Source organism: Prevotella sp. AM23-5 (assembly GCF_003473645.1).
GTDB classification, from domain to species: domain Bacteria; phylum Bacteroidota; class Bacteroidia; order Bacteroidales; family Bacteroidaceae; genus Prevotella; species Prevotella copri_A.
The window spans coordinates 1-1,528 of the sequence record NZ_QUCG01000162.1; the positions used below are offsets into that span (position 1 = coordinate 1).

At 41.6% G+C, this 1,528-nt stretch carries 3 protein-coding genes; 2 read left to right on the forward strand and 1 reads right to left on the reverse strand.

Annotation, left to right across the window (positions count from 1 at the left end):
- Positions 1-159: 159 nt before the first annotated feature.
- Positions 160-546: a hypothetical protein gene (locus DW657_RS17280; RefSeq protein ID WP_233547215.1), complete on the forward strand. Its 387-nt coding sequence runs from the start codon at positions 160-162 to the stop codon at positions 544-546.
- Positions 543-974 (forward strand): DUF6575 domain-containing protein, encoded by a 432-nt coding sequence (locus DW657_RS17285; protein ID WP_089544155.1) that lies wholly within the window; start codon positions 543-545, stop codon positions 972-974. The genes DW657_RS17280 and DW657_RS17285 overlap by 4 nt, the downstream gene beginning before the upstream one ends.
- 74 nt (positions 975-1,048) lie before the next feature.
- On the opposite strand, the gene DW657_RS17290 is transcribed toward DW657_RS17285, so the two are convergent.
- Positions 1,049-1,528 (reverse strand): HD domain-containing protein (locus DW657_RS17290; RefSeq protein WP_118313571.1); only part of this gene is annotated, 480 nt, incomplete at its 5' end.

Genomic DNA, 1,528 nt, shown 5'->3' on the forward strand with positions numbered 1-1,528 from the left:
AAATTATAGTGTTGCGGAATTAAGGATAATGAGAAATGAGGGGATTCTTATGATTTTTAACACTGATAATCAAAAATATAGTGGCTCCGCAAAAGATTCCTTCACAAAATTTGTGAATATCGAATTAAAATATTATCTTTGCCATGTGTTTTAAAAAATATGATTATGGAATATCATTGGTTTGAAGAATTGCCACCGAGTTGTCCGCCATTTGACTCTGTTGAATGCGATGGTACTTATTTCCGTGTATCACATGGGAATCCTGCGGAATCTGAGGACTTTTTCTCTCAAAAACGCTTGGCTCCAAACAAAGTTTTTAAGGGAGAAGGTATTGATGATTGTATAGTGAGAGCAGTATCTGTCTTTGCCTTATTAGAAGATGCAAAAAGACTATTGAAACTCCCAAAGTTCAAGCATGCTAATATAGCAGTGGTAAGTCTTCGACCTATGGATGGCAAAATCAAGAAAACTTTCAAAAACTCTCATTATTCTTGGTGGAGAAGCAAAGCGTTTGATATTAAAAATGCAAAAACAATAAAATTATGAATAAGAAACAATCCATACTGAAAGTAGATAGCATACTGGAGTACTACGACAATCCTCAATTGCTAACCGCAAGGGATTGTTTTGATACGTTGTATTTGTGTTTGCTGTATCAAGATACTCCCGAATGCAAATATACGGCGATTCGTATTTCCAGTAAAAGACTGCAGGATTTCTGCATGGGAAAGAAGGACCTGCGCTCCTTGTTCTTGTCTCCAGAAGGAGATAAGGCGTACTTCAATGTGAGGGGGACAGATAACAGCCTTGTGCTGGATTCGAAAATCAGTACTGCTATATCTGAAGATCGTTTGCCTGATGAAGGCTATTATCTGGAAACATCTGGTAAGGAAAGTATCGTGGTTAATATCCCTGTAAAGGATAAAGGTCTGTTTACTGAGCTAGTTAGAAAGTTTGGTTGGGCTTGTATGTAGTTCTACCTTTATGGCTAGATTGGTAAAAGTAAGATGGGTGGCTGCAGCCTTGTAGAAACAAGGCTGCGGATTTTTTATTCCAACCCCCACATATCATTCAGCATACTGATGGCTGACTCCGAGCGGAAAACATGATTGCGGAAGGTGATGATGCCTTCGGGGGCAAGGTGGGCTTCGAAGGAATTCACCAGGAAATCTGCTTCGAGCAGAATGCGATGGTCGAGGCTGGTAACATCTTGATAAGTATGATGATGGGCAATGAGCCAGCAGATTCTTTCTATCTGTGCGGCTGTGAATCCATCTACTTCTGACAGTACTTTTCTTGCCTCGTCAGGACCCAGTTCTTCCTGGTGCTTGCCATCGCAGTTGCCGTATCTGGCTTGTGAAACGTGAATGCCTACATCGTGAAGAATGGCTGCTGCTTCGAGCACGAAGAGGTCTTCCTGGTTCATTCCCTCTGCTATCGCTATCATACGGGCAAAGTCGTGCACCTTTACGAAATGCTGGATGAGTGGCGCATCGCCACCATCGTACTTAATCATCGCCCTCATCAG

Excerpts from the sequence above, each read along its gene's own strand:
- DW657_RS17280 (WP_233547215.1), top strand. The coding sequence starts at position 160 with ATGATTATGGAATATCATTGGTTTGAAGAATTGCCACCGAGTTGTCCG.
- DW657_RS17285 (WP_089544155.1), top strand. The coding sequence starts at position 543 with ATGAATAAGAAACAATCCATACTGAAAGTAGATAGCATACTGGAGTAC.